At 59.8% G+C, this 26,561-nt stretch carries 25 protein-coding genes and 1 tRNA gene; 15 read left to right on the top strand and 11 right to left on the bottom strand.

Features of this window, described 5'->3' with window-relative positions; genetic code table 11:
* Positions 1-148 precede the first annotated feature (148 nt).
* Complete coding sequence (gene msrP / locus KFF05_16500; protein ID UTW51479.1) at positions 149-1,144, top strand: protein-methionine-sulfoxide reductase catalytic subunit MsrP; 996 nt, start codon at positions 149-151, stop codon at positions 1,142-1,144.
* A 59-nt stretch (positions 1,145-1,203) separates the two neighbouring features.
* The gene (locus KFF05_16495) at positions 1,204-1,839 is read left to right on the top strand and encodes a sulfoxide reductase heme-binding subunit YedZ (GenBank protein ID UTW51478.1); all 636 of its coding nucleotides are present in this window, start codon (positions 1,204-1,206) and stop codon (positions 1,837-1,839) included.
* Positions 1,840-1,869: 30 nt separating this feature from the next.
* Here the strand turns inward: KFF05_16495 and KFF05_16490 are convergent, their stop codons facing one another.
* From KFF05_16490 to KFF05_16475, 4 genes are all read right to left on the bottom strand, one after another.
* Entirely contained in the window at positions 1,870-2,814 is a 945-nt protein-coding gene (locus KFF05_16490) for an MBL fold metallo-hydrolase (GenBank protein ID UTW51477.1), read from the bottom strand.
* 234 nt (positions 2,815-3,048) lie between these two features.
* Positions 3,049-3,573: a hypothetical protein gene (locus tag KFF05_16485; GenBank protein UTW51476.1), complete on the bottom strand. Its 525-nt coding sequence runs from the start codon at positions 3,571-3,573 to the stop codon at positions 3,049-3,051.
* Positions 3,574-3,707: 134 nt separating this feature from the next.
* Entirely contained in the window at positions 3,708-6,485 is a 2,778-nt protein-coding gene (polA, locus tag KFF05_16480; protein UTW51475.1) for a DNA polymerase I, read from the bottom strand.
* Positions 6,486-6,726: 241 nt separating this feature from the next.
* Positions 6,727-6,909 carry a zinc-finger domain-containing protein gene (locus KFF05_16475; GenBank protein ID UTW51474.1) on the bottom strand — a complete coding sequence of 61 codons (183 nt, stop codon included), beginning with the start codon at positions 6,907-6,909 and terminating at the stop codon, positions 6,727-6,729.
* A 169-nt stretch (positions 6,910-7,078) separates the two neighbouring features.
* Here KFF05_16475 and KFF05_16470 point away from each other — a divergent pair, with 169 nt between their 5' ends.
* Positions 7,079-8,092, top strand: a complete 1,014-nt coding sequence (locus KFF05_16470) for an ABC transporter ATP-binding protein (GenBank protein ID UTW51473.1) — start codon at positions 7,079-7,081, stop codon at positions 8,090-8,092.
* Entirely contained in the window at positions 8,089-9,099 is a 1,011-nt protein-coding gene (locus KFF05_16465; GenBank protein UTW51472.1) for a lysophospholipase, read from the top strand. The genes KFF05_16470 and KFF05_16465 overlap by 4 nt, the downstream gene beginning before the upstream one ends.
* Positions 9,100-9,102: 3 nt before the next feature.
* On the opposite strand, the gene KFF05_16460 is transcribed toward KFF05_16465, so the two are convergent.
* The gene (locus tag KFF05_16460) at positions 9,103-10,098 is read right to left on the bottom strand and encodes an MBL fold metallo-hydrolase (protein ID UTW51471.1); all 996 of its coding nucleotides are present in this window, start codon (positions 10,096-10,098) and stop codon (positions 9,103-9,105) included.
* Between the two features lie 521 nt (positions 10,099-10,619).
* Between KFF05_16460 and KFF05_16455 the strand changes: the two genes are divergently transcribed.
* The 10 genes from KFF05_16455 to KFF05_16410 all read left to right on the top strand — a co-directional run bounded on the left by KFF05_16455 (position 10,620) and on the right by KFF05_16410 (position 20,630).
* Positions 10,620-13,748 carry a hypothetical protein gene (locus KFF05_16455; GenBank protein ID UTW51470.1) on the top strand — a complete coding sequence of 1,043 codons (3,129 nt, stop codon included), beginning with the start codon at positions 10,620-10,622 and terminating at the stop codon, positions 13,746-13,748.
* A gap of 676 nt (positions 13,749-14,424) precedes the next feature.
* Complete coding sequence (locus tag KFF05_16450; GenBank protein ID UTW51469.1) at positions 14,425-14,856, top strand: hypothetical protein; 432 nt, start codon at positions 14,425-14,427, stop codon at positions 14,854-14,856.
* Between the two features lie 15 nt (positions 14,857-14,871).
* Positions 14,872-15,252 (top strand): hypothetical protein, encoded by a 381-nt coding sequence (locus KFF05_16445; GenBank protein UTW51468.1) that lies wholly within the window; start codon positions 14,872-14,874, stop codon positions 15,250-15,252.
* Between the two features lie 213 nt (positions 15,253-15,465).
* Positions 15,466-16,146, top strand: a complete 681-nt coding sequence (locus KFF05_16440; protein ID UTW51467.1) for a recombinase family protein — start codon at positions 15,466-15,468, stop codon at positions 16,144-16,146.
* A 56-nt stretch (positions 16,147-16,202) separates the two neighbouring features.
* Positions 16,203-16,781 carry a hypothetical protein gene (locus tag KFF05_16435; protein UTW51466.1) on the top strand — a complete coding sequence of 193 codons (579 nt, stop codon included), beginning with the start codon at positions 16,203-16,205 and terminating at the stop codon, positions 16,779-16,781.
* Positions 16,782-17,070: 289 nt separating this feature from the next.
* Positions 17,071-18,069: a hypothetical protein gene (locus KFF05_16430; protein ID UTW51465.1), complete on the top strand. Its 999-nt coding sequence runs from the start codon at positions 17,071-17,073 to the stop codon at positions 18,067-18,069.
* Positions 18,066-18,497, top strand: a complete 432-nt coding sequence (locus tag KFF05_16425; protein ID UTW51464.1) for a hypothetical protein — start codon at positions 18,066-18,068, stop codon at positions 18,495-18,497. Before KFF05_16430 ends, KFF05_16425 begins: the two co-directional genes overlap by 4 nt.
* Positions 18,494-19,666: a site-specific integrase gene (locus KFF05_16420; protein ID UTW51463.1), complete on the top strand. Its 1,173-nt coding sequence runs from the start codon at positions 18,494-18,496 to the stop codon at positions 19,664-19,666. The genes KFF05_16425 and KFF05_16420 overlap by 4 nt, the downstream gene beginning before the upstream one ends.
* A gap of 68 nt (positions 19,667-19,734) precedes the next feature.
* A tRNA-Arg gene (locus tag KFF05_16415) sits at positions 19,735-19,811 on the top strand.
* A 201-nt stretch (positions 19,812-20,012) separates the two neighbouring features.
* The gene (locus KFF05_16410; GenBank protein UTW51462.1) at positions 20,013-20,630 is read left to right on the top strand and encodes a rhodanese-like domain-containing protein; all 618 of its coding nucleotides are present in this window, start codon (positions 20,013-20,015) and stop codon (positions 20,628-20,630) included.
* Positions 20,631-20,638: 8 nt separating this feature from the next.
* Here KFF05_16410 and KFF05_16405 read toward each other — a convergent pair whose 3' ends face one another.
* The 3 genes from KFF05_16405 to KFF05_16395 are packed head-to-tail and all read right to left on the bottom strand — an operon-like array spanning position 20,639 to position 23,172.
* On the bottom strand, positions 20,639-22,384 hold the full coding sequence (locus tag KFF05_16405) for a tetratricopeptide repeat protein (GenBank protein ID UTW51461.1): 1,746 nt from the start codon (positions 22,382-22,384) through the stop codon (positions 20,639-20,641).
* Complete coding sequence (locus KFF05_16400) at positions 22,381-22,743, bottom strand: hypothetical protein (GenBank protein UTW51460.1); 363 nt, start codon at positions 22,741-22,743, stop codon at positions 22,381-22,383. The genes KFF05_16405 and KFF05_16400 overlap by 4 nt, the downstream gene beginning before the upstream one ends.
* 9 nt (positions 22,744-22,752) lie before the next feature.
* On the bottom strand, positions 22,753-23,172 hold the full coding sequence (locus tag KFF05_16395) for a secondary thiamine-phosphate synthase enzyme YjbQ (protein UTW51459.1): 420 nt from the start codon (positions 23,170-23,172) through the stop codon (positions 22,753-22,755).
* 92 nt (positions 23,173-23,264) lie between these two features.
* Here KFF05_16395 and KFF05_16390 point away from each other — a divergent pair, with 92 nt between their 5' ends.
* Positions 23,265-23,723 carry an MmcB family DNA repair protein gene (locus KFF05_16390; GenBank protein ID UTW53762.1) on the top strand — a complete coding sequence of 153 codons (459 nt, stop codon included), beginning with the start codon at positions 23,265-23,267 and terminating at the stop codon, positions 23,721-23,723.
* Here the strand turns inward: KFF05_16390 and ada are convergent.
* From ada to KFF05_16375, 3 genes are read right to left on the bottom strand one after another with little or no spacing between them, the layout of a single operon-like run.
* On the bottom strand, positions 23,720-24,787 hold the full coding sequence (ada, locus tag KFF05_16385) for a bifunctional DNA-binding transcriptional regulator/O6-methylguanine-DNA methyltransferase Ada (protein UTW51458.1): 1,068 nt from the start codon (positions 24,785-24,787) through the stop codon (positions 23,720-23,722). The genes KFF05_16390 and ada overlap by 4 nt on opposite strands.
* A 56-nt stretch (positions 24,788-24,843) precedes the next feature.
* Positions 24,844-25,632, bottom strand: a complete 789-nt coding sequence (locus tag KFF05_16380; GenBank protein ID UTW51457.1) for a M48 family metallopeptidase — start codon at positions 25,630-25,632, stop codon at positions 24,844-24,846.
* Positions 25,598-26,530 carry a dihydrodipicolinate synthase family protein gene (locus tag KFF05_16375; protein ID UTW51456.1) on the bottom strand — a complete coding sequence of 311 codons (933 nt, stop codon included), beginning with the start codon at positions 26,528-26,530 and terminating at the stop codon, positions 25,598-25,600. The genes KFF05_16380 and KFF05_16375 overlap by 35 nt, the downstream gene beginning before the upstream one ends.
* Positions 26,531-26,561: the final 31 nt, after the last annotated feature.

Here is a 26,561-nt window from a genome sequence, read left to right as displayed (position 1 = left end):
TGTGACGGCCCTGCCCCGCCTTCGCCTTATTGGGTGGGCACCTTCCCGGCTTATACTCTTCGCGGAACCATAAAGACCGCATGACCCCGGCCCGGCGATCCTATTGCGCGCCGGATATCGACGCAGACGAACCGGAAGGAAGACCGCCATGATCATCCGCCAGCGCCCCCGCCATCCCATCTCGTCCAGCGAGATCACGCCGAAAAGCGTGTTCGAAGACCGCCGCAGGGTGCTCAAGACGCTCGGCTTCGGCGGGCTTGCGGCGACCATGCCCATGTGGCTTCCGAACCAGGCCGCCGCGGCCTGGCGCCCGGCCGAGGGCAAGGCGCTTTCCGGCGCGCCGCATCCGAAATACAACGCCCAGGTCCTGGGCCAGGAACCGGCGTCGTTCGAGGTCGTCAGCACCTACAACAACTTCTATGAATTCGGCGTCGGCAAGGGCGACCCGGCGGAAAACGCCGGAAATTTCAAGACCACGCCCTGGACCATCAAGGTCGAGGGGGCGGTGGAAAAGCCCGGCACCTACGACATTGACGACTTGATCAAGGCCGAGGACATCGAGGACCGGGTCTACCGATTCCGCTGCGTCGAAGCCTGGTCGATGGTCGTGCCTTGGCTGGGCGTGCCGCTTGCCAAAGTGATCCAGCGCCTAAACCCAACGTCGAAAGCCAAGTACGTCTATTTCGAAACCGTGTTCGACCCGGACCAGATGCCGGGGCAACGTCGGCCGTATCTGGAATGGCCTTATAAGGAAGGCCTGCGCATGGACGAGGCCATGAATCCGCTGACCCTGTTGGCGGTCGGTGTGCACGGCCAGGTCATGCCCAACCAAAACGGTGCCCCCATCCGCCTGATCGTGCCGTGGAAGTACGGGTTCAAATCCATCAAGTCGATCGTGCTCATGCGCTTCGTCGAGAAAGAGCCGCCGACCTCCTGGTCCATCGCCAATGGCCGCGAGTACGGTTTCTATTCCAACGTGAATCCCAACGTCAGCCATCCGCGCTGGAGCCAGGCCACGGAAAAGAAGATCGGCCTGAACAACATCTTCGGCCTGCCGATCCGCCAGCCGACCTTGATGTTCAACGGCTACGAGGACGAGGTCGCAAGCCTTTACGCGGGCATGGATCTCAAGAAATTCTTCTAGGTCTGCGTACGGGCCGCCCGCCGGTGCCCAATCGGTGCCGGCTGCGTTAGGATGGTGTCATGAACAAGGAAGCCCGTCTTAACTGGGGCCTCAAACCCCTGGTCCATGCGGCCGCGCTGAGCCCACTCGTCTGGCTGGTCTGGCTCGGCCTGGGCGGACAGTTCGGGCCCAACCCGGCGGAATTCATCAACCGTTACACGGGCGACTGGGCCATCCGCTTTCTGTTGATCGCCCTTGCCGTGACGCCGGTTCGCGGGATCACGGGGCTGGCCGTGGTCATGCGTTTTCGCCGCATGCTTGGGCTCTATGCGTTCTTCTATGCTCTCCTGCATGTCTCAAGCTACGTGGTGCTCGATCAGTATTTCGCCTGGGCCGCAATCTGGCAGGACATCCTGAAACGCAATTACATCACCGTCGGCATGCTGGGGCTGGTGATCCTGACGGCCCTCGCCGTTACCTCGCCCAAGGCCATGGTCAAGAAGATGGGCGGGCGCAATTGGCAGCGCCTGCACAAGCTGGTCTACGTCGCGGCCATCGCCGCGCCGGTTCATTTCTTTATGATGCGCAAGGGATTCCAGATCGAACCCCTGATCTATGGTGGGATCGCGGGTTTGTTGCTCGCCTATCGCGCCGTTGCCTGGATAAAGATGCGGATGCGGTCGCGCGCCGCCCGGGCGGACGTTCAGGCGGCCTGACCGCCGCAGTGTGTTTCTATCCGGCCGTTTCTAGTTGAGGCTCTGATGGATCAGATCGATCCACATGGCCTGGGAAATGAACGGCCATTCCCATTTTTTCCACTGCTCGGGGAAACCCTGGGCCTCAATGGCCTTCAGGTCCTTGCCTTCCATGACGGCGCTCTGCACGAACATTGTCGTCGACGTCAGCATGTCCAGATAGGCCTCGAGGTCGGCCATGGTCGCCAAGGGGCCGTGTCCGGGAATGATCTTGGCATCGGCCGGGAAACGACCGGTGATGTCGCGAATGTTGCGCGCCAGGGTCAGCGCGTTGCCGCCATGGGCCACGTCGACGAAGGGGAACATGCCGTTGAAGAACAGGTCCCCCAGATGCAGGACGTTGGACGTCTTGAAATAGACCACAGTGTCGCCATCCGTATGACCGCCCGGCAGATGGAGAAGCTGGATTTCCTCGCCGTTGAAATGAACCGTCATGCGGTCGTTGTAGGTGACGTCGGGCAGGGCTTCGGGCGGCGAGGCGGGGATCGTCTTGTCCAGAGCCTTGAAGTCCTGATCCACGGCCATGTGCTTGCGCACGTTGTCATGGGCGATGATGACGGCCTCGGCAAAATGCTTGTTGCCGCCCGTATGGTCGAAATGCCAATGGGTGTTGAGCACGAATTTGGGCGTCCCGCCGCCGAACGGCTTGAGCGCTGCCGTTAGCTTCTCCGAAAACGCTTCCAGCTTGTCATCGACGATCAGCAGGCCGTCCGGCCCCGGCAGAACCGCGACGTTGCCGCCGGAAAATCCGCCGACCCCTATCAGCATGGTGATTTTGCCGGCGACCGGTTGGGCGCCGATTGTGATTTCCGAAGTCTTGGCCTGCGCGACATCGATGCTGTGATTGTGCCCTGCTCCGGCCGCGGCGGGCCCGGCGGTAATAGCCAGCCCGACAGCCAGCAGGCAGGCGCGCGTGAGGGGCTTATGCCTCATCATCACCATTCTCCCCGTGGAAATTATCGTTTCTCGAATGGTGCCGGGGCGCGCGTGATTAGGCAACCCCACGTGCGATGGGGTTAAAAATGCCCCTGCTCAGCGTGCCTATGGGGCCGTGAAACTGGGAAAATTTTTCCCGGTTGGGCATAATTTTCCCAATTGGGCGGCAATTGATTCCGGCCAGTCATCCATGGACGCCGGGGGTGGGTCGGCGCCTCGTGGCGGTTTTAAGACTTATTTGTCGTCCTTTGATTCGTCGGTGACGGCCGCCGGGTCATCGTCCAGGGCATCTCGGGCTTCCATCGCAGCCAGCAGAACCGACCCTGCACTGCCCGTTCCGCTGGTGTCGGAGATGTCGCGGGCCAAGTCCGGCGCATCGCCAAGGAGGCCGGGCTTGTCATTCTCCAATTCGGCGCTGGCCTGCATGCGGCGCTGAATTTCCTGGGCGATCAGGTCCTCGATGGCGGCCCGCTGTTCAGCCGGCATTTTCTCCAAATCTTCCTCGGAAAGACCCATGCGGTTGAGAATCTTTTCGCGCAGTTCTTCCCGCTTCCGTTCCTCGACTTCTTTCGCGTAGGCGGTGAACCCCTTCTCGCGGACGATGTCCAGGTCGGTCTTGGGCAGACCGCTTTCGTCGCCACTCTGGGGCGCGACGGAGGCGGCCATCATCTCGGCGAAGGAACCGGACCCCGCATCGGCTGCCGCCGGCTTGTCGGTTTTTTGCGGAAACAGGATGTTGGCGACGTTGTCGATTTTCATGATTGCTCTCCTCTGCTTTTGCCCGCGCGCGAGCGGTCCCCACGAAAATTTCGTAGCAAAGGCCGTGCCATAAAATGAAGAAAAGGTAAAAGCGTGCAGCGGAGGGGACGCAGCGAGGGCGAGGCTGTCCCCGCCTAATGCGCCTCGTCCCAATTGGCGCCGGTGCCGATGTCGACGTCGAGCGGCACGCTGAGATGCGCCGCGCCGGACATGACCTTGCGGACCACGTCACGGGTCGCCTCGATCTCGGCGTCGGGAACCTCGAAGATCAATTCATCATGGACCTGCAGCAGCATGCGGGCACCCAGGCCCGCCGCCTCGAGAGCATCCGGCACGCGGATCATGGCGCGCTTGATGATATCGGCGGCGCCGCCTTGGATCGGCGCGTTGATGGCGGCGCGCTCGGCAAACCCCCGCATGTTGGGGTTGCGGTCGTTGATGCCGCGGACATGGCATTTGCGCCCGAATGTGGTTTCCACGAAGCCCTGCTTCTTGGCCTGTTCCTTGGTTCGCTCCATATAGGCCTTGATGCCCGGATACTGTTCGAAATAGGCATTGATGTACTCACCCGCCTCACCGCGGGAAATGCCCAGCTGGCGCGCTAGGCCGAAGGCGGAAATACCGTAGATGATGCCGAAGTTGATGGCCTTGGCGCGGCGCCGGACCATGGGGTCCATGCCCTCGACCGGAATGCCGAATACCTGACTGGCCGTCAGGGCGTGAATGTCGATGCCGTCGTGGAACGCCTGCTTGAGAACGTCGATCCCCGCCACATGGGCCAGCAGGCGCAGTTCGATCTGCGAATAATCCGCCGACATCAGGGTATATCCCTTGTCGGCGACGAAGGCGGTGCGGATCTTGCGCCCTTCCTCGGAGCGGATCGGAATGTTCTGCAGGTTGGGGTCCGACGACGACAGCCGCCCGGTTGCCGCGACGGCCTGGGCATAGTTCGTATGGACCCGCCCTGTCTTGGGATTGATCTGGCCGACCAAGGTGTCCGTATAGGTGCTTTTCAGCTTCGACAGTTGCCGCCAATCCAAAACCTTCTGCGGCAGGTCATGGCCCTGGGCGGCCAGCTCTTCGAGCACCTCTGCCCCCGTGGCATAGGCGCCGGTCTTGGTTTTCTTGCCGCCGTCCAGGCTCATCTCGTCGAACAGAATTTCGCCCAGTTGTTTGGGCGATCCGATGTTGAATTCATGGCCGGCGAGTTTGTGAATCTCGCCCTCCAGATTGTCCATGCGGGCGGCGAAATCGGCGCTTAGGTCCCTGAGGACGCCGGCATCAACCTTGATGCCGCGCCGTTCCATGTCACGCAGCACCGGGACCAGGGGCCGTTCCAGGGTCTCATAAACGGTGACCATGTGTTCGGCCACCAGACGCGGCTTGAACACGCCATGCAGACGCAGCGTGATATCCGCGTCCTCGGCGGCGTAATCAAGCGCCTTGTCCAGCGGCACCCGGTCGAACGACACCTGGGCCTTGCCGGTGCCGGCGACATCCTTGAACTTGATCGTGTCGTAATCAAGGAAATCGCGGGCCAGGTCGTCCATGCCGTGGCCGTGCAGACCGCCGTCCAGCACATAGGACAGCAGCATGGTGTCGTCCACGGGTGCGACCTCGACGTCGTAGCGGCCGAGCACCTGGATGTCGTACTTGATGTTCTGGCCGACCTTCAGGATTGACGGATCCTCAAGCATCGGCTTGAGGGCGGCCAGGGCGTCATCAAGGGGGATCTGCTCGGGCGCGCTTTCGCCGCCGCCGTCTCCATCCCCATCCCCAAGATCCAGCTGACCCTGGGGCACGGACGACACATGGGCCAGCGGGATATAGCATGCACGGCCCGCCTCGGTCGAAAGCGACACGCCGACCAGACCCGCCCCCATGGCGTCCAGCGCGTCCGTTTCCGTATCCACGGCGACGACGCCGGTGGCGTAGGCGGCCTTGATCCAGGGTTGAAGCTGGTCGAGCGTCTGCACGAGGTCGTATTGCGGGGCGAGCACGGCGGACGATTGCGTTGCCGCGCCGTTGCCGCCATTCGCGGGCATGCCCAGGCGGCTTTCCACCGTGGTCGCCAAGGACTTGAAGCCGAGGTCGCGCAGGAAGGCCAATAGCGTTTCCGCATCCGGCGTCTTCTTGCGCATCTCGTCGATGGTCCGCGTTGTGGGCACGTCGTCCCTGAGCGTCACCAGATCACGCGAAATGCGCGCCATGTCGGCCTGTTCCAGCAGGGATTGGCGCCGCTTGGGCTGTTTGATTTCTTCCGCGCGGGCCAGCAGGGTGTCGAGGTCACCGTATTCGCCGATCAACTGCGCCGCCGTTTTCACACCGATACCGGCCACACCCGGCACGTTGTCCGACGAATCGCCGGCCAGGGCCTGCACGTCGATCACCTTGTCCGGCGCGACGCCGAATTTTTCCATAACCTGCTCAGGGCCGATCTCACGGTTCTTCATGGCATCGAACAGGACCACGCTGTCATCGACCAGCTGCATCAGATCCTTGTCCGAAGACACGATTGTCACCTCTGCTCCCCGTTCGCGGGCTTGGCGGGCGTAGGTTGCGATCAGGTCGTCGGCTTCGAACCCGTCCATGTCGATTGCCGGCACGTTGAGCGCTTCGGTCGCCTTGCGGACTAGGTCGAACTGCGGAATCAGGTCGTCGGGTGCGGGCGGGCGGTGGGCTTTGTATTCGGGATAGATGTCGTTGCGGAAGGTCTTGCGCGCGCGGTCGAAGATGACGGCGACGAAATCGGCTTCCGTATCCTCGACCAGCTTCATCAGCATCTTGGTGAACCCGAACACCGCGTTGGTCGGCGTGCCGTCGGGCGCCGTCATCGGCGGCAGCGCGTGATAGGCGCGGAAGATGAAGCCCGAGCCGTCGACCAGAAAGACATGTTCGCGTTGATCGGTCATGGGGATCCATTTCGGTAGGTGGGGATGCAGGCTGGCGGGCTGGGTCGGCGCGCCCCCTGTTATAGCCCGACGGGCGGGCGGGCATGAAGGGTTTATCTATGACGAACGGCCGTTCGTCATCGCGACCGAAAGGGCGTTAGATATGCGCCGTTGCGGCGACGAGAACACCCCGCCGGTTAACCTGCCGGGGCAAGGATATTTAAGCCATCCCCTTGGGCCAGGCGAAGACCAAGGCCGCAGCCTAGTGGCCGTGGCTGGCGACCGGGGCGTCAGGGTTGAGAAGATAGCGTTTTGAGCAATAGGGGCAGACAACCTCCGCCTCTTCGTCGAACTTCAGGAACACCTTTGGGTGGCCCAGCGCGCCGCCGCCTCCGTCGCAGGCGACGATCGGCGTGTCCACGTAGATGGGTTCTTCCGGGTCCATGTCGTATCCCTTGATTCGCTGTTCCAGTCCGCCCGGGTCAGGCCATGACCGTTGACCCTGCGCTTGAGCGGATGATACCGATTGCGGCCCGACAATCAATATGCAGCGGCATCATTCCGGCGCCGCCGACCGATCCGGTCCGGCGTACCGGCGCCCTCCCGAGGAGCCAATGACGGTCCAAACTTCCGATACCGCCCGGAGCCAGCCTGAATTCGCGGTGGAAATCAGCCATTTACGTAAGGTCTACGGGCGCGGCGGCAATGTGCCCGGGGACACGGGCCAGACCGTGGCGGCGCTCAAGGACCTTTCGCTGAACGTGCCCCGGGGCTCGTTTTTCGCGCTGTTGGGGCCCAACGGGGCGGGCAAATCGACACTCATCAACATTTTGTCGGGTTTGGTCATCAAATCCTCGGGCCAGGCCCGGGTGTGGGGCCATGACATTGACCGTGACATGCGGGCGGCGCGGTTGTCACTCGGCGTGGTGCCCCAGGAACTGAACCTGGACCCGTTTTTCACACCGCGCGAATTGCTGGAGGTTCAGGCCGGCCTGTTCGGCGTGCCGGTCAGCCGTCGTCGCTCCGACGACATTCTCGCAGCCGTTGGCCTGGCCGACAAAGCAAATGCTTATGCCCGCTCGTTGTCGGGCGGCATGCGCCGGCGCATGCTGGTCGCCAAGGCCATGGTCCATTCGCCGCCGGTGCTGATCCTGGACGAGCCCACGGCGGGGGTCGATGTGGAACTGCGCCGCCAGCTTTGGGTCACCATGCGCGATCTCAACGCGCGCGGCACGACGATCCTGCTGACCACCCATTATTTGGAGGAAGCCCAGGCGCTGTGTGACCGGGTCGCCATCATCAACCATGGTGAGCTGGTCGCCTGCGATGATACGGCAGCGCTGCTGGCGCGCCTGGATTCCAAGGAAATGCTGATCACCGTCGACCGCGACATCACCGATGTGCCGGAAATTCTGAGCACGTTCCGCACGGAATTGCCCACGCCCCGGCAGATTTCCGTGTCCTTTCCGCCGTCGCAGGCCCATTCGGGCCAAATCATCGCCGCTATGCAGGATGCGGGCTACGTCATCACCAATCTCACGACCAAGGAAGCGGCGCTGGAAGACGTGTTCCTGCGCCTGACGTCCGGCGGCCCCACGGACGGCGACCGGGCGGCCGCCGGGCAATGACCCGGGGCCTCCTGCGGCGGCTCGCCGCCCTGGCGATCTGCGGGCTGCTCGCGGCCTGCGCTGTGCCGCTGACCTATCCGGCGGGACCGGCGGCGACCACGCCCCACTTCCTGATGGACTGGTTCGTCGCCCGCGACGGCATCCGCATGACCGTGCGGTCATGGCGGCCCAAGGGGCCGGCCAGGGCCATCGTCGTTGCCCTTCATGGGTTCAACGACTATTCCAACTTTTTCGCGGCCCCGGGGGCTTGGCTGGCGGGCCGGGGCATTGCGTCTTACGCGTACGATCAGCGCGGCTTTGGCGACGGTATCGGCATCGGCCTGTGGGCCGGGGCAGATGCTTATGCCCGCGACCTCGCCGATTTCACGGCCCTCGTGCGCCGCACCCATCCGGGGGTTCCGGTCTATGTGCTGGGCGACAGCATGGGCGGCGCCGTCGCCCTGGTTGCTGGGGCGGGCCCGGCGGAAACCCGGCCCGATGCCGACGGCATGATCCTGGCCGCCCCCGCCGTTTGGGGCCGTGCCGCCATGGCGTGGTACGAGCGGGGCGCGCTGTGGCTCACGGCCCATACCATCCCGACTTTCCGCCTGACGGCGCAGGGCCTCAACATTCAGCCGTCGGACAACATCGACATGCTGCGTGCACTTGGCCGCGACTGGCGGGTCATCAAGCGTACGCGGGTCGAAACCATTTACGGCTTGGTTGAACTGATGGACCGGGCGCTGGCCGCGGCCCCCCAGTTTTCCGAAAAGGCGCTGATTCTTTATGGCGCCAAGGACGACATCATTCCCGGCCGGCCGACGTTCGAGATGGTACGCCGCCTTCCGGCCGCCGCCAAGGATCGCCAGACCTTCGCCCTCTACGACGGCGGCTATCACATGCTGCTGCGCGACCTCAACGCCGAGACCGTGTGGCGCGACATCCGCGCCTGGATCGAAAACGCCCAGGCCCCCCCGCCGTCCGGCGCGGACGGGCGGGCGGCCCGGGCGCTTAAGACATCTCCCTAGCGGTCAACAGCCGGCCGTGCATTTGCCGGCCCCGTCGAACGACATCGTGTTGCCGCTCAGGGGCACGTGCACCGGCACCTTGGCCGCCTTGATGAAGGTCAGGGTCCGCTTGCCGACGACCTTGCCGCCCTCGGTGCCCGTCTCGTTGGCGTGGGACGCGATGACGGAGGCCGGTTTGATCAGGTCGTTGATGACATAGGCCGCCTCCATGGGGCCGGTGGTGTAGGTGTCGCCGATGTTCATGACCGCCAACTGGGCCTTGTAGTGATCGCCGACCACGGTTTTCTGTTCCGCCGTCATGCCGGTGTCGCCGGAGAGATAGGTGACCAGGCCGTTGGAAAAGGTCAGCACGTAGCCCGTGGACGGCCCGGCGTAGGCGGTCAGCCCCGACGCATCCAGCATCTTGCCGAGATCACCGCCGACCATGGCGCCGGCGACGCCGTTGGAATGGACGGCCGGCACGGTGGTGATGGTGACGCCGCCGACGGCAGTCGAGGCGCCGAAACGTACCAGCACGGATTTCTTGGGGTCCCCGCCCAACGCCTTCAGCTTGCCCGCGAAGAACTTGGGCATTTCGGAACCGGTGACGATCTTCGCTCCGGTCGCCAGCGCGATGTTGACGGCGCTTGTGTTGGGTGTCGCCTTGGCTGAAACGTCGGGCTTGGCGCAGGTCCCGGCCCCCGGGGCGGGCAGGTGGCGGTCGCCCGCGTGGTCGCCGTGCATATGGCTGACCAGGACGGCGTCGATCTTGCCCAGGCGCGGGTCGTTGCCCCCCGCAACCGTGCGGCCCGGATCATAAAGCAGCCGCGTGCCGTCAGGATCCTCGAAAATCAAGGCCCGGTCCTGGCGGCAGAACTCACCTTCGTGGCTGCCAAGCGGGGTGATCTTCACGTCGCCCGTGGCCCAGGCGGGGCTGGCGGACAGGGCGGCAACAACGGCGACGGCGGCCGTGGCCAGAACGGCGTGGACGGGCGTGCGGAACGTAAGGCTCTGTGTCATCTGTTTCCCTCCCAAGGAACAAGCGGGCCCGGCGCCTTGTTGCGGCGCTGAAGCCCCTGCATGACGGAAGTCTGCCCATGATTTCGGGGGCGCGCAATGCTTGCCAGCGGGCAAGGGTTCGGCGTATGGTCCGCCCGTTCGCGCCAGCGCCGACCAAGGCACCCGTAGCTCAGCTGGATAGAGCGCTGCCCTCCGAACTCTCCAGGGCAAAAATCGCTAAATCCGAAAGCCGCTAAATCTCAACAACTTAAAGCCCCCGCACGCTATCCGCTCCGACGCTCTTTTGTGTCGGTTATGGCTTCGTTGGGTGTAGGGAATGGCAGCAGATGGCAGCAAACGTGGGAAGGCGGCAACTTCTACAATGCCGTTTAAATCGGATGCGGCAAATATTAACCTCGAGATGTGCCTTGCGTCAGTTTTGTTCGTGCTAGTTGCTGCACCTAATATGAAATTCTTCTATTGTTACAAACTGAGTCACCGGAGTATCCCCGTAACATCCCAATTTTGTATAGGCTGCTTTGATGGAAAAAGAGTTTTTCGACATTTTGATTTTTGTGCCCCTTGAGGAGGAGCACGATGTTTTGATGAGCACGTTTGAGTTCAAATCGGACCTATCAGAAGGGGACTATATTGTTTCAGAATTAGTTGCTCCGAATGGGGACATCAGAATTGCTTCAATATTATTAGCTGACATGGGGAAGAAGGTTGCTAGGGATGCGACAGAGTATGCTCTACGACGATTTGATGTTGGTGTCTTCGTTTCTTATGGAATTGCGGGAAGCCTGAATAAAGACAATTCGATTGGAGACGTTTGTTACGGTGGCGAGCTTATAGATGTGACAAATAATCTTTCGGCATCGGGAGTAGCTGATGCCGAACCAAAGCTTGCTTTTTCTCCGGAAACGTACCGCTCAGATAAAGATTTATTCAGAGCAACGATTTTTTTGCGGAATCATCCGCCAACTAAACACCATTTTGAAAATTGGCAGGAACTTTGTGCACAGAACCGAGCTCGTTTTGTGGAAAATCTGGGACTATCTGAAGAGGAATGTGCGGATGTTCCGGAAAAGGTAGATGCGCGGGCATCAGGTCCGATCATTTGTGGGCCGGTTATCAAGTCAAAAAAATTTAAGGAAGACCTTAAGGTTTTGAACCGGCAAATGTTGGCGGTTGAAATGGAAAGCGCGGGAATATTCGAGGCCATTAGTTCTCGTGTTCCTGATAACAACGTTATCATCATTAGGGGCATTTGTGACCAAGCAGATGGCGACAAAAATGCTCTCGAAGAACGCACAAAAGGTCTTGCGCGCATTTGCGCGGCGCACAACGCTGCTCGTTTTCTTTATAAGCAAATGTTTTCTGATGCTTTCGTAAGCTCTGTGAAGCAATTCAAAAATCGCACACTTCCATTAGAGATTGATAAAGGTCCGGACGTTCAGTCATCCAATTATTTGCAGGCTCAAATTATTCGAGTTTCTAAAGAGATTGAAAGCTCACTTGCGGAACTGTCTCCAGAATACAGGCACAAGCCTTCTGGATATGTTCTTCCTACTCCGCGATTTAGTAGAATCTCCTTATCTGCGGTCCAGGAGAGCGAGCGCTCCGAGGCAGGGAAGGAAATCAACGAAGTAATAGCGACGCACCGTATTTCATGGATTAACCTTAAAAGTAGTTATCCTGATGACAGCCTTCCCTGGGTGATTGGGCAGCATATCCTTGGTGCCGAAATATCCGGGAAGATCGCATATCCGATAGTCCTTGATGGTGGCCAGATATCGCCTCCGAATGGATCGATTTCAGATCTAATTGGCCCTTATGACATCAGTAATCTAGTTGAACATCATGGATGTTTGCCGATTGTAATTGTTGCAGGGCCGAACCTCAGCACTCAGAACCGTCGGAAATTCTTGATGCAACAAATAGAATCTAATCCCGACCTTCAGTTTGTGCTGGTGTCTCGAGAAAGCAGCAATCTTCATTCGGGAGATTCAGTTGCCAAGAAAATTGGGGCCCAGATTTATTCTGTAGATCGGGTTTCTTTTCTAGAATTAACGTTATTCCTTCAAAAATCATTTGAACTAGAGCCGCAAAAGGCGGAGGTGCTCGCCAGTCGTTTAAATAATGTCTTCTCTCGTTTTGACCTTAACGCTCACCCCTCTTATTTCGCGGGCATCCCTGAAGCAACTCTAATGGCGTTTTTGCAGGCCAATAGAAGGTCGGAGCTCATCCAATTAGCGGTTCAAGGCTATTTGACCTTTATGGTTATGGGTGACACGGATGATGTATCTTTAAGCAGGACGACGAGGCAGAAATTCCTCCAGCATCTTGCGTTTGATTTAAAAGTTGAGCTTTTGAAGATATCAAAGGCAGGTCTGGTGCTGCGCGCCGAAGAGTTCGCAAAAAAAATGGACTACCCTATAGACGCGACGAAATTCATTGAGGGTTTCTTCTCATTTGGATTTTTGCGTGAAGAATTTGGCCATGTAGAATTTGTTTTACCATTTATGGAGAGCTACTTACTTGCAACTGAAATGTGCGAGAGGCCTGGTTCTGATATTAAGTATTTTGATTTTAGTTCTAGGTTTGTTGATTTTGGTACGCTTGATTTATATTGTGAAATGTCAGTTAATAATGGTTTGTTGGATATAATTAAAAATAGAATAGAAAATAGTTCGGCCGCGATATCTGAAATGTACCCCGAGGGGCACATAATGAATACTCATAGTCTCGACACGATTGGATTGTCGTGGCCAGCTCATGTTCGACGGGCGAGAAACGCGATTACAGAAGCAGTGGCTACAGTGCAAGAGGGAAATTCGGCTGCGAGAGAAAAGCAGGCAGCTTTAGATTTTACCAATCAAGTGCTGCTTCAAACTGAGCGGCATGCCTCTGACGTAGGAGAAAAGGACGAGGCTGAGGAGATTGTCAAAGAGCGGAAGCATTGGGCTGCATTCGATCTGATGATTGGGTGCACGGCATTATCCGCTGGCGCAGAACGGATTGAAGGAAAAACAAAGCAAGATTTGGTTGCCGGAATTCTAAAGCTAGCATCAAACATTATTAATGGCTGGACCCGAGATCGCTCAAGCATATCTGTCGAAGAGATAGCGGAAGATTTGAAGAGGTCCGAAGAGTACCTTGAATTTCGAAATGCTCTTTCTACTGAAGAAAAGCGAAATCGTATTGATAATTTGCTCGATCACATAGCAGAACGGCTGCAGATCGATATTTTGAGTGAGGCAACGGGTTTTGTTTTTTATGTCTTTGATGAGTTTGGGCGTCACAAAGTCCTCTCAAAATCCATCGAAGCGGTAAATACAAACAATGGAGTAGAGGAGGTTCTAAAAGGGTGTTGGATTGCGGATTTGGATACCCCTTCAGGAGTGAAGCTCATAGATGCAGCGCTCAAGAAAGTGAACCCAGGAGTCTTCTTTAGGGTAATGCTTAGTGAACACATATTAACCCGTGTTTATTGGGATCACTGGAACTCAAAAGACCGATTGTTGTTGTTGAACCTTGCAGACGAAATATTGAAGCCCACACGAATTACGCTAAGAAAAGCAGAAATTCAACGGGAGGCGAAATTATCCGATTCCCATGCCAGCGCTCAAAAAAGAAAAAGAAGATCAAGGCGCAAAACTAGAAAATAAAGTCTAATTGGCTTGCTGTCTTGGGCATTCGATATGAGACGGATTGCGGGGTGATACTATTGGTCTTCCCCAAGGAATCGTGTGGGACGACTAACCTACCTTATGTCGATAAGCACTCTATGGAACGTTGCCTGGATCGCAGATTCATCGAGTCATAAGAGGCCCTTAGCCAAATCTGCAATGATGAACGCAAATTCCCTAATCTGCGATCTGCGATAGCTAGAAAAGCCCAGATACCAATGCCCCGTGACGCTCAGATTGGCGAAAACGGAGGCATGGGCACCAGACCCCACCTACAATGAATTCCGCAAAAAATTGTATCTGTTCTTCAGGAAAGGCTATCGCGGATTTGCGTGGAAGCGTCGGGGCGAAGACTGACCAGCAATTCAGCGATTACCCTTTCTGACCTTGTATTAATTGATTACTCTGTGCCTCGGAGCGAAGACGCATCGTTCTGGGGCGTAGTAACCCCGTAGCAAGCGGTCTGGTGGGACCGCAAAACCACCCTTGACCTATGCGGTCGGGGAGCCTGTGACGTAAGTCCAGGGCTCTCCGCCTAAAGGTCACAGGGGCCGTCTTGCTACGGCTTACTAACTCCCCGATCACCAGGGTTAAGTGTAGTCACCTTGCGGTAGGCGTGCCGCAAGCTCTGGCTCCCACGATAGGGGATCGTCTGATGAGTGAACGCTTTAAGCAGTGCCGTCGCCGGCGCATGAATTCCGCTGTCGCCGCGCTGGCAATTGCGGGAACGGTAGCGGCCTGTCAGACGACGCAAGACCGTGCGCAACGCGCCGCCGATATCGAACGGGATATCGCCATCGCTCAGAAGCATTTCACAGATGCCGACAAGGAACTCTGCATCACCGACTTCAAGCGGAACATGCATGACCCGAGTTCCTTCGAACTGGCGGGGCCGCTTGAGATCAACCGTATCTGGATCGATACCACCTACGGGCAGAAGTGGGATCACCTGCCGCCCCGCCGCGTCGTCTACACGGCCCGCATCAGGGGGAAGAATAAGTTCGGCGGGTTGGTGCTCAATGAAATGCGCTGTATCTATGGCGTGATCGATACGGGCATCGTCTTTGCCGCTGCCAAGGGCAGATAGGCGGCCCCTGTCCCGATGATTTGGCTCATCGTCATTCTCCTATTCTGCATTCTGTTGGTCCTTCTGGGCGGCGGTAACTTCGTTCGGGCCACTCTCTCGTTCATTGCCTATGCAGGTATTTTTGTCTTGGTGGCAATTGCCAGCGGAGACCCCATCCGCGTTTTCAAATGGACGCTTTGGTCTTTCCCCGTGCTGGTGGTCTTTGTGTTGGCCGTTTACATCTACGACCGAAGAAAGAGCGGGCGTGACCAGCGACCGAATGCGCAAGGCATCGTTCGGCAATTCCTGCCCTCCGTTTGGGTCGGGTTGTCGCGAAATGATTACCTGGGCGCTGCGGCCATGGTCCTGGGCGTCGCTGCGATTTGCTTCTTCGCGCTCTACGCATTGACGCCGTAGTAAACAGGCCTAGCGACACAAACAGTAAGTCTGGATCGCGCGGGCTATCCTCCAAGAGACAAACGTCGTCTTTTGGCCTGCCATGTTTTGCGGGCAGAACCCCATGTCGAAATAGCAGATCAAAGGAGAGCGATTAGGTTTGCAGGCCAGAATTCGTGGTTGGCAAGGTCTGGATTAGACGAACTAAACCCACGTTTAATCAAGGTAAAGGCCATGCATCCCATCGTTCTCTATACCCGTGTATCCACCGACCGGCAGGGCAAAAGCGGCCTCGGGCTGGAAGCGCAACGCACCGTATGCCGTCAATTCGCCCTACAGAACGGATACGAGATCGTACAAGAGCATTCCGAGGTCGAGACGGGTAAGGGGGCCGACGCTATCGACAGGCGCCCACGCCTCGCTGCGGCTCTATCCGACGCTAAGAAGCGGAAATGCCCCGTGCTGGTCGCGAAGCTGGATCGTCTCAGTCGCGACGTGCATTTCATCTCAGGCTTAGTCGCTCGGAACGTCCGCTTCATCGTGGCGGAACTCGGCCCAGAGGTTGAGCCGTTCATGCTCCATATCTACGCCGCCCTGGCGGAGAAGGAGCGGAACCTCATCGCCGAACGGACAAAAGCCGCGTTGCAAGCCAAGCGGGCGGCGGGGGCGAGCCTCGGCAATCGGACGAACCTGGCCGAAGCGCAGTCCAAGGGCCTCAGGGAGCGCCTTCGTCGTGCCGATCAATTCGCCGCCAACGTGCTTCCCGTCATTCGCGACATCCAAGCCACGGGTGCCGTCACCTACACAGCGATAGCCGACGCCCTCAACATGCGTGGCATTGCGACGGCACGGGGCGGGGAGTGGTATCCAAGTACAGTTAGAAAATTGATGATGCGGAGCGTCCAGGAGGTTTGAGAGATAGGCTGCCATTTAGGTGTACGGCACTTCCGAGTCAGTGCTAGCATCCTTGAATGGTTTTGATCCCTGATGAACTTCCAGATTTTGTGCATCTTCATGCCAGCCGAAACGCACGGGCGTTTAGGAAGCAAAAGCAGTGGGAGAGCCTTCGGAAGGCGATACGGGCTGCTGAGCGAAACGGTATAGAGCCCAAGATTTGTGAAGCACTTCTTATCGGTGTTAAATCTTGCGAGGATTGGCGGTCTGACAAAAAACGCCAGTTTTGGTTAGGCCAATACCAATTGATGGCTGACGGCAGACGAGGGACGGCGGTCTTCCAAGGCACAGCAGACAAACGTGAAACTTATACCGAACGGTTTCTTGAGCGCGTTCAAACCTTAATCATACTTGGTTACATCGCTGCCAATGGGCGTACGCGGGTCGAGCGACGCAACTGGTATCCCTTGGCCAATGCATTCGAACATATCCTCACCATCAAGAAGCCGAAAAATACTGCGTACGATGCGAAGGAGCAATTGGTTGCCCTCGTTCGGAAGCGGCTCATTCGACTGCGGGACAGTTGTGACGGTGAATTACCTTGGGAGGCAGGTCATTCGTTGTTTCAGGAGGTGTACGATACTTTCTGCCGTTAAAAGCTGCGGGTAACTCTAAAACCGATCTTTCTCAGGCATTCTATGGATGATGGCCAAACCGACCCGCTTCGGCGAAAGGAGGCCCCGTCGTCTTAATAGGATAAGGAAAGATCAAATGCCTTTGCCGAATGCACATAGCCCAATCAGTGTCAGTAGCCTCTATCCTGATGCCATAACATTGAACTTTAGATATCGCGTTCCTCGTGCCTCATTCAGGAACGTTGCGAACGTTCTGGTACAGGAATTTGGGTTCCGTCGAACGCGAACGCAGAATGCGGCAAGCCGCAGAATGAACTTCGGACGCCTGACCAGTCAGGCTACAGCGGATCACGTCCAGTCCGTACGGCTCACGCGACCGCAACCAGACGCTCCTATTTGCATCTACGTGAAGGTCAATCCGCTCTCATATCTTCATTGTCTTCGAGAGGATTACGAAGGGGAGTGCGGTCGCAACGATGCGGTGAACTGGCTGCATCCTGAGGACATCGAAGACGACAACAATTTCGTCTTTGAAGTCGCCACTCAAATGGTTTGGACAATTGAGTCTGTTCTATCGGACTTCACCAACGAACTAGCCCAAGCCTTATCGCCGGAAGGCTATTCCACGCCCGAAGGCATTTCAGTTCGTGAGATGGAGATTGCACTCGATGTCTCCGCAGATGATCCGCATTCGTTGGTGCAGAGCCTAGCCCCTACCGTTCATCGTAGTTTCTCGCGGACACTCGAAAATCATTATGGGTCAAGTGCCCAGGGGTACGTGGAACGAGATCGAGAGCAATTACTTGTCTATGGCTTTGCGGGCCCAGATGAGCGCGTGAAGCTCTACGAAAAAACCAACAGGCGGGTAAGGCTGGAATGCGTTTTCGGTGTGAAGGCGTTCAAGAGGCATGGGATTAGTCGCTCAATGCGTCACGATGAAGGCCTGGAACTCGGCTCAATCATCGAAGACGTGGCGCGGGTGGCGTTCCCGCACATCGACTTAATCCATTCGAGCAGTCGTAACATTCCCCCGCCCCCAGGGGAGCCGCCAGAAGTCTTTTTTGCCAACGTTTGCAAACGAACGAGGACGCCTGAAAGGGCAGTGGACCTTTGTCGAAATCTCATTCGGCATGGTCGGATCAGAGGCGGCTTTGATCGAGGGTTTATCTCCAGACTGGTAGCGGATGGCATTCTGCGACGATTGCAGCATGGCGTGTACGTTGTGACGCAGACCTACGAACGTGCCGTAGAACGTCTGCGACTGCTTGATGAGGAATGGCAGAGTTTTTTGTGGAGGGCGGCGGCATGAGCGAAATAGCTACCGAACAGCCGCAGGCCCGCAAAAAGAAAAAGTTGCGTACACCTAAGGGCTTCCGCCGCCGGAAGAACCCAAACGGGTCTGCCCGTCGAAAAGGGCCGTCTCCGTCCTTGGTGAAGCTTCGCAAGCAACGGGCGGCCTGGCTAAAGCAGAAAGAGTTGGAGCGAACCGACAGCGATATTCTCGCTATTCAAGGAGTCGCCAAGCTCCTTCATGTCGCCATCGATACGGTGCGCAAAATCCCGTTCGCCGATCTTCCGTTCGCAAGACCTGGCCGCAGGAACCTGTATGCCAAGGAAGACGTGCTGCGATACCACCGCACGAAGATCAATGAGAGGCGGGACGCATCCGAGAATTCCAGGAGGCGCAGGCGCTTGTTAGACTCGGAAGCGGATAGTGTGCGGGGGCGTTCACAATGAAGGAGAACGCCATGACAACAGGACACCATTTCGGACCGTTCCTGGTCAGCCCGCAAAAACGAAACGGGAAGCTCAATGGTCAGTGGGTCGTCACCATCCCAAAGTCGATCACCGGCGACCAACGCGCCCGCAAGTTCTTCAAGAACCGGAAGCTTGCGGACGAATACGCCAAGCGGATGGAACGACGATACCGGCGCGGAGAGCTTTCCCAACCGGAACCATCGCCAAAGGTCAGGCTAACGTTTCGGCAAGCCGTGGAGGATTGGAAGACCTTGCAACGCTTGAGGGTCAGCACGAGCAAGAAGCGGGAGATATCCCTTAAAACGGATGGATACCGTCTGAGAGCCGTACTGGCATTTCTTGGGGATGATGAACTGGCAAAGATCACCGAAACCCGCCTTGTGGAGTTTCAGGACTATCGCTGCCAGCAGGGCAGAACGCCCGCGACGATCAACAGCGACATGAAGACCGTTGTGCAAATCCTCAATTGGGCTAAGCGCAATGGACATATTGCAATCGTCCCCCGCGTTGAGCGGATACCGGAAGAACCGTCGAATGCCGTCATTCCGACGCCGGCAGAAGTCGTACAGATCATCTCTAATCTTCCCGAAAGGCTCAGGCCGTTGGTCACGTTCATCGCGGAAACCGGATGCAGGTCAGGAGAGGCCTTCAACCTCACCTGGGATCGCATCTCGATTTCCGATGGATACGCCGACTTCAAACCGAAAGATGGATGGACGCCTAAGACCAGGGCATCGATCCGTCGGGTGCCTTTGTCCCGAAAACTGATCGGTATTTTGCGGCACTTGCCGAAAGATGGCGATTACGTGTTTCGGGGAAAGGTTCCCGACAGGCCGATCACGAACATCAAGAAAGCGTTCGACAAGGCCGTGAAGAAAGCGAACATCAAGCGAGATGGAAAGCCCGTCCACGTCACCCCGCATACGCTTAGAAAGGCCTATGCGACGTGGCAGGCGATTAACGGCAAGGTTCCCCAGCGGGTCTTGAAATCACTTCTCGGCCATTCGCCCACTTCCCAAGTGACTGACAGCTACTATGTCATCCCCCAGGAAGACGCGATCAAATCAGCCGTGTTCGAACTGCCATTCCAAGCCCTGGAAGGAGGAAACGAAGGCTCGGGGAATGGCAACAAGGTGGCAACAGGCTAGAAAATGGATATGACCTCCGATCAAAGCCTTGCCTTAACAGGTTGCAAAGCGTAGGTTTCCGCCGCGCTGCACCCGTAGCTCAGCTGGATAGAGCGCTGCCCTCCGAAGGCAGAGGTCGCACGTTCGAATCGTGCCGGGTGCACCATTTCCTTCAACCGACACATGCCTTCCCGTCTGCCATTCCGAGGGCCGCCGGGGGTTTTGGCCGCGGTGCATTCAACACTTGCGAGAGTGTACAAATCCCGCCATCATATTCATCAAATATAAAATGAAGGCCCGCGCGACGCCATCGTATCGCTTGCGTGCATTGTGAAACATCCCCGGAAACATCCAAGGACCCCGCCCCATGAAACATCTCCTGATCGCCCTGGTCTGTCTGTTCACCCTTGCCGTCTCGGCGCCCCCGCAGGCGGCCGCCGATGACGACGCCCTGGAGGTCAAGATCAACGCCCGCATGCCCAGCGTCACCGTGCCCACCGCCGACGGCCCGGTGAAGATCATGCGCAACCAGGACACCAACAACACGATCGACCCGGCCTATGCCAAGACGTCGCGCAAATGTCCGCCGTTCTGCATTCAGCCCATGCAGGTGGCGCCCGGCGTGACCACGGTCGGCGAGGTCGAACTTTTGGAATTCGCCAAGGCGGGCGGCAAGATGATCGACGGCCGCACGGTCGAATGGCACGTCAAGGGCACAATTCCGGGGGCCATCAACATGCCCTACACGCAAATGGCGGAACGCCTCGATGAAATCGGCTGCACCCGCGGCGCCGACAAGAAATGGGACTGCGCCAAGGCGGAAAAGGTTCTCTTGTTCTGCAACGGCCCGTGGTGCGGACAGTCCCCCATGGCGATCAAGGCGATGCTGCGCGAGGGCTATCCGGCGGACAAGATCCTCTACTACCGGGGCGGCATGCAGGCTTGGCACGTTCTTGGCCTGACCGTGGTCGAGGGTAATTTCTAGGCCCCGGCTTAATCCCCGGCCATCACATCAAAGGCGACGGAGAGCCGTTCCACGGGCGCATGGAACGGCACTGTCTCGTGGTACAGATAACTGGGAAACAGCAGCATCAGCCCCTCCCGGGGGCAGACCCGCGTCGTGATCGGTTCCCGCGTCGCGTGGAAATCAGCAGGCGGCCGGCCGAATTCGATCCAGCCCTGATGATCCGGATCATCGTTACGCACGACATCCGGAATTTCCGGATAAAAAACGCCCGACAGCCAGGCCGCCGGGTGGATATGGGCGATCTGATGGCCCCGATCTTCCATCACCACGCCCCAGATCGACAGCGCCAGCTTGTCCGGCCGCTGCGCCAGGAATGGATGATCGGGTTCCGGCGGCAGGGCCCTGCGATAGGCCTCAACCGCCCTCAGAATGGTTTGTTCAAGCCCGGCCACGGGACCCTTGTCGCCGATCGTCAGTTCCCCTGAATGGCGTCCCCGGCGTGTGGCGTGACTGGCGGGCGCATAGGCGAGGGACGGATGGGCGCGCAGATGGCGAGCCAAGGCGGCGTTGAAATCGGCGACGCTGGCAAAGCCCTCGGGCGGCGAAATCTCAATCGGCCTCAGCAATCGTTCAAAATCCAACAGCCGTGCCGCGCCGGCCCGGTCGCCGGCCTCGTTCAGGGCAATGGCCTGGAATGCCAGGGCCGAGGTATTGCCCGGATGACTGGCGAGAAAGGCCGCCGTCTCAGTGACGGCATCCTCGGGCCGGCGCATCTCCAGCAAAAGATCGCCCAGGTTGACCCGGGCTTTATCGTAATCGGGGGCGAGGGCGATGGCTTTTCGCGAGGCTTCGTGGGCGTCCTCCAGTCGTCCCAGTTCGCGCAGCGCATAGGCGATGTTGACTTGGGCGCCCGCATGGCCGGGTTCTCGGATCAGCACGGCCTCGTACTCGGTGATGGCTTCTTCCGGATGGCCCGTCTCCTGCAACAGGGTGCCCAGGTTGTAGCGTGCATCGGGGTTGTTCGGTTCCGCCGCCAAGGCCTGGGCATAGGCGGCGCGGGCCTCCAAAGGCTTGCCCGTTTCCTGCAGCACGGCCCCCCGGTTGGTCGCCGCGCCGGCGTGGCCCGGCTGGGCCTTGAGGGCCGCGTCATACTGGGCAAGGGCATCGGACAGGCGGTTCAGGGCCTTCAGAATATTACCCAGGTGGAACAGCGCCTCCGCATGATCGGGTTGATGGGCCAGAATGTGGCGGAAGGCGGCTTCGGCCTCCGTGAACTTGCCCGACACCTCCAACAGAACGCCCAGGTTGAAGCGCGCGCCCGTATGGTTTTGGTCGGTCCTCAGGACAGTACGATAGGCAGCCTCTGCGGCACCCCACTGGCCCATGTCGGACAGTACGTTCCCTCGATTCATCAACGCCTCGCCGTGGCCGGGATGAAAGGCCAGGGCTGTGTCGAACAGGGTCAAGGCCTCGGCCCGGTCACCCAGGTGAAAGGCGGCGACGCCGGTGATGTTGAGGGCGTCCGCGTCGTCCGGTGCGGCCATCAACGCGTCGCGCCCGGCGGCCAATGCCGCCCGCCAGTCGCCTTGGGCCAGCGCCCTGCGGCCCGTGTCGAGCAAGGCATCAATGGCCGGCGGGGCGAAGCCGGCAAGTCCCGGCGCGGCCGGGGCCGGTTGCGGCTGCGGGCGGGGTTTTGCCGTGGGCGCGGGCGGGGACGCGCGCTTGCGTTTTTTCGATGCCCCCGGATTGGCCCGCCGCTTCTGCTTTTTCACTTTGGCGTCTCCGGCTCCGGCTCCGGACCGTGGACCGGGGGTGCCGGGGCGGGGGCCGTGGTCTCTGAACTTGCGGCGCCGGGCTTGTCCTTCTGTCCCCATTCCATGGACCTCAGAACCTTCTGGAATTCGCCGGGCAAGCGGGCGCGTTCTTCCGGGCTGGCAACGGCCCACAGCGCGATCCAGGCCGCCAGCGTAAGAAAGCAGAAGGCCGTGAACAGTTTCCCGCCCAGCGGCGCCACGCGGGTGTCGAACCAATGGCGCAGGGGGGCGTCGCCGGTCAGAAACCGACGGCGCAGCAGGACGCCGGCCACGGCGGCGAGCACCAGAATGATGACGAGTTTCCAACCGTTTTCCATGTGCTGATCCTATGCGCCCGCGAGGTGCATCAACACCCGGCGGCGATGTGCCTGGCGGCGGTGTTCGAACAGATAAATGCCCTGCCAAGTGCCAAGCATCACTTGGCCCCCGGTCATGGGGACCGATAGCCGAACGTTGGTCAGGGCGCTGCGGATATGGGCGGGCATGTCGTCGGGGCCTTCTGCGGTGTGACGGTAAAGGGTGGGATCCTCCTTCACCAGCCGTTCGAAAAAGGTCACAAGGTCGCGGCATACGTCCGGATCGGCATTCTCCTGAATGGTCAGGGATGCGCTGGTGTGACGGCAATACAGGGTCAGCAGCCCCGTCGTCATTCCCTGGCCAGCGGCCCAGGCCGCGACGTCGCGGGTAATCTCGTAAAGGCCGGGACCATCGGTGGCCACGCCAAGTTCATGCTGCGCCTGTCGCATGGGGGATGCTTAGCCTTCCCCAAGCCCGGCGGCAAGGGCTTGTCATATCCGTGTCGGACGGGTAATCAGGTTCGATAGGAAAAGAACATATGATGAACGAAATTGATGCCCGCGATACTCTGTCTCTGCCGGACGCACCCCGCCCGCAGGTGACCCAGGGCGTGACCCGCGGCGTCGTGCGCCTGCTCTGGCGCATGGGGTTCAGCCCGCTCACGGAATTCAAGCTGACGTCACGCCGCCGCATCGACGTGGCCGGCCTGAACGGCCAGGGCCGGTTTCTCTTCGTCGAGGTTAAATCGTCGGTCGAGGATTTCCGCGCCGACGGGAAATGGCACGAATATCCCGATTTCTGCGACGGGTTCTATTTCGCGGTGCCGCCCGGGTTTCCCCAGGACATCCTGCCGATGAATGCCGGGCTGATCGTCGCGGATGCTCATGATGGGGCGATCCTGCGGTCGGCCGACGAAACGCCCATGAAGGGCAACCGCCGGCGCAAACAGACTCTGACCTTCGCCCGCGCGGCGGCGGACCGGCTGGTGCGCGGCGTTTAGGTCTTCCGCCCCCGTTCGCGGGCAAGAAGGGCGCGTTTCCGCGCGACGCCCCAGCGGTATCCGGTCAGCGATCCGTTGGAGCCTACGGCGCGGTGGCAGGGAATAACCAGGGAGATCGGGTTGGTCGCACAGGCACGGCCGACGGCGCGGGCGGCGCCGTCGCGGCCCAAAGCCGCCGCCAGTTCGCCGTAGGTCCGCGTCTCTCCCGCCGGGATCGCGGCCAGGGCCTGCCAGACCCGCCATTGAAAGGCCGTCGCCCGCACGTCCAGCGGCAGGGATTGCGCCGTATCGGCCCCGTCCAAAAAGGCGACCACGCCTTCCATCAGGGGTTTCAGGGTCGCGTCGTCGCGGGTGATCTCGGCCAGGGGAAAGTCGCGGCGCAGCTCCGATTCCAGGGCGCCGTCGTCGTCGGCCAGCGCAACCATGCAGAGCCCCTTGTCCGTTGCCGCCGCCAGCACCTGGCCCAAAGGTCCCTCGGCGATGGCAAAACGGATCGTGGCCCCGCGTCCGCCGGCGGCATAGCTTGCCGGCGTCATGCCCAGCAACGCCGCGGATTTCTCATAGACCCGGGATGCGGAGCCGTATCCGGCGCCGTAAAGCGCCCCCGCCACGCCGCCGCCGGCCTTCAATCCCCGGCGCAGGCGTTCCGCCTTCACCGCGTCGCCGTATTGCTTGGGGCTGACACCGACCATGGCCAGAAACATGCGCTGCAGGTGGAAGGGGCTGTAGCCCGTGGCCTCGGCCAGGGCGTCCAGGGGCGGGGGGATCCCGGCCGCCTCGATCAGGCGGCAGGCCTCGGCCACGGCGGCAAGGCGCGGGTCGATGATGCGGTTGTTGTCCGGGCGGCAGCGCTTGCAGGGGCGGAACCCCGCACTTTCCGCCTGCGTGCCTGTGTCGAAGAAGCGGACGTTGTCCCGCTTGGGCCGGCGCGAGGCACAGCCCGGCGTGCAATAGACGCCCGTGGTGGTGACGGCATAGACGAAACCGCCGCCGGTGCGGCGGTCCAGAACTTGGCGCCAGCGGTCGTCTTCAAGGGTCGGGTCTTGGTGTGTTGTGTGATCCATGGGGAAAGCCTACGCCCAAGGCCTGGATCAGGCCATCCGAAGCTTGCGGGGTAATTCTAATCCGAGACAGGGCCGACCAGAAACAGCGCCGATCCTTCGTCACGCAGCCATTTTCGGCAGGCGTCCATATCGTCCGCCAGATCGCGCACCAGGCCCCAGAACCGGGGGCCGTGGTTGTGTTCGCGGATATGGGCGACCTCATGGGCGACGACGTAACGCAGCACCCGTTCCGGGGCCAGCACCAGGCGCCAGGAGAAATTCAGGTTGCCGTTGATGGCGCAGGAGCCCCAGCGGCTTTTCGTGTCGCGCAGGGTAATCCGCCCGGCGGTGACACCGAGGGCCGCCGAGGCCGCTTCGACACAGGGAAGGATGCGTCGCCGGGCATCCCGCTTCAACCAGTCGGCAAGCCGTCGTGGCAGATGTTCGGCCTGGCCGGTGACATGGATTTCCCCTTGGTCCCCGCTGTCCTCAACCCAAACGCCGCCGCGCGCGTCTGGGCGGTGGCGGATCATATGCGGGCGGCCGAGATAGGGGATGACCTGGCCGTCGGCGAAGGGCAGGGGCTTGGGGGCGGAGGCCAGACGGGCATGGACCCAGCCTGCCTGTTTCTCGGCGAAGGCGTGGGCCTCCGAGTCCGAGACCCAGGGTGGGCAGGTCACCACCGCCGTCCCCGTCGCCGGGTCGGCACGCAGGATCAGGCGCTTGGCGCGCTTGTTGCGGCGGATGGTGAGCGGCACCGCGCCGCCGTCGGCGCGGTCAAGGCCGTGGCCCAGGGTCTGTAAGGTCCGGCCGCTCCCGCCGTCGGTCAACTCAGGCCGCTTCTGCCATGGCCAGGCCGGCGCCATCGTATTCCTGATACAGGCGCTGGGTGGCGGCTGCGTCCATCGGCATGACCGGCGGGCGCATGTTGGCCCAGGCATTATCGCCCGTGTGACGGGCGACCATGGCCTTCAGGGACGGAATCAGCGGATAGCCGGAAATGATCTTGCGCACGGCGGCCAGCGGCTTCTGAAGCTCTTCCACATTGCCGTCGTCGCCGTTCGTGCGGTACTCGGAATAGACCGCTTGGGCCAGGTCGGAGGCGATGTTCGCGCAGGCCGTGATGCAGCCCGCCCCGCCTTCGCGCAGGACCGGCAGCATCAGATCGTCGGCGCCGGAGAACACGCAGAAGCCGGGGAATTCGTGGGCGGCGGTCAGCATGTTTTCCAGCACGCCGGACGAATCCTTCATGCCCACGACTGTGTTCGGGTATTCCTTGCGCAGCATGCCGATCAGGTTCATGGAAATCGGCACGCCCGACATCTGCGGGAAGTGGTAGAGGCAGATCTTCAGGCGGTCATCGCCGATGCGCTGGATGACTTCCGAATAGGCTGCGAACAGGCCTTCGTCGGACTGATTCTTATAATAGAACGGCGGCAGCATGAGCACCGCGCCGGCGCCGACTTCAAGCGCCTTCTTGGTGATCTCGACCGTGTCCGGAATGGCGCAGCACCCGGTGCCGGGCATCATGGTTTTGGTCGGCACGCCGTTCTCGGCCAGCTTGTCGAGAATTTCCAGGCGCTCGGCGACGGAAAAGGAATTGGCCTCGCCCGTGGTGCCCAAAACGCCCAGGCCGTCGCAGCCGTTGGCCAGCAGCCATTTGGCATGTGCCGCCATGCGGGCGTGATCGGGGCTCAAATCCGCATGCTGCGGGGTCAGGACGGCGGCATAGACGCCCGTCAGTTCCAGGTTGCTCGCACTCATGTCTTTCTCCTTCGCAGCGCTTTCCGGCCTG

The organism is bacterium SCSIO 12827 (genome assembly GCA_024397995.1).
Classification (GTDB): domain Bacteria; phylum Pseudomonadota; class Alphaproteobacteria; order Rhodospirillales; family Casp-alpha2; genus UBA1479.
This window is presented reverse-complemented; position numbering and strand designations above follow the sequence as displayed.